2 protein-coding genes are annotated in these 1,511 nt (G+C 40.9%); both read right to left on the bottom strand.

Annotated elements, in window-relative coordinates; all coding sequences use genetic code 11:
- Positions 1–399, bottom strand: a 399-nt coding sequence (locus AC1DSB_RS19150) for a protein phosphatase 2C domain-containing protein (protein WP_477587406.1), incomplete at its 3' end; no start/stop codon positions are given.
- A 157-nt stretch (positions 400–556) separates the two neighbouring features.
- Positions 557–1,511 (bottom strand): 16S rRNA (cytosine(967)-C(5))-methyltransferase RsmB (gene rsmB / locus AC1DSB_RS19145; protein ID WP_477587405.1); only part of this gene is annotated, 955 nt, incomplete at its 5' end.

The raw sequence follows: 1,511 nt of genomic DNA, 5'->3' as shown, positions 1-1,511 counted from the left end.
CATTTTCCCCTCATGCCATTCATAGGCCCGACTATCTCCGATATGACAAAGAATTTTTTCGGCATCTGTTAATATAACTGCCAGGAAAGTAGTACCCATCCCTTGGCAATCCTCGTGTCTTAGGGAATAATCAAAAATGCTACTATTGATTTTCTTTACGGCCTGTAAAAACCACTCTTTGATGGATTCCTCAGTAGAAAATTGATTCAAGGCAGCGCTTTCAAAACTTTCTCCGATTTTTGTGATAGCCATCTCACTTGCGATATCACCAGCATTGTGTCCGCCCATGCCATCAGCAATGACGCCTAAACGGACAAAATCCGATCGCACGAAAACTGCCGCGCGATCTTCATTCACCGATCTTTTTTTACCAATATCACTTAATACCGTGTATTTCATCAATGGTCACTCCGTTTCTTGTTGATGCTTCTCGCAAGAAGTAGTCTGCAAGCTGCATCAATATCAGAGCCGTGTTCAYGACGGTTTGTAACTGAAAGTCCGTTGGTGCATACGATTCATACTATAAAAATATGTTGGTATGCATCACTTTACTTCTTTATTTCACTTCTTTTGAAGATAACTCTTTTTTCCGAAAAGCGGCAACAAAGAAACCATCGCTATTGAAATCCTGAGGGAAAATATGAATCATACCATTGCTGGTCAGGTGATGATAGGCTTCTGGTAATACATTCAGTTCATCCAGCATCATGTCTGTATGGTTTGCAAGAAATTCTTGAACAGTTCCATTATTTTCAACCTCATCAATGGTACATGTACTGTAGACGATCAGTCCGTTTGGTTTGATTAACTTGTACGCTTCATCAAGTAATCGAATCTGGATATTATGCAATGAAGCAAAATCTTCCTGCTTCTTTGTATACTTAATATCGGGTTTTCGACGGATGACACCCAAGCCACTGCACGGAGCATCGACAAGTATTCGGTCAAACGATTGTTCTTCATATTCATTTGTCAGTTCACGGCTGTCCCATGTACGGGTTTCAACGTTTTCAAAACCTAGTCTTGTAGCTTGATCGGCTATAAGTTTTACTTTATGTGGATGCAAATCCACAGATACCAGAGATCCTTGACCGTTCAACTTTTCAGCGATATGCATTGATTTTCCACCAGGAGCCGCACACATATCCAAAACTCTTTGCCCTGGTTCAATCTGAAGTGCATAAGTAGGGATCATGGAACTTTCATCTTGAATTGAAACAGCACCATATTGATAAGCTTTCGTTTTGGCAACTTGCCCTTTTTCAATGTGCAAGCATTCAGGTATCACTTCGCTTTGGTGTGCTACAATTCCTTCGTCAAGCAACATATCAATTGCCTCATCCACTGAAATGCGTGTGGTGTTGACGCGAACGGTATGTGCAGGAGGAATATTGTTTTCAAAAGCCATTGTCTCAGCTTGTTCGAAACCAAATTGTTTCACCCATCGTTCAATGAGCCATAATGGATGACTTGCTTCAATTGATAGTCGTTCAATTGGATCCGCAATATCC

Source organism: Paenisporosarcina sp. P4_E4_2, assembly GCF_056401595.1.
Note: the sequence above shows the minus strand (reverse complement) of the source record. Positions and strands in the feature narration are given on the sequence as shown.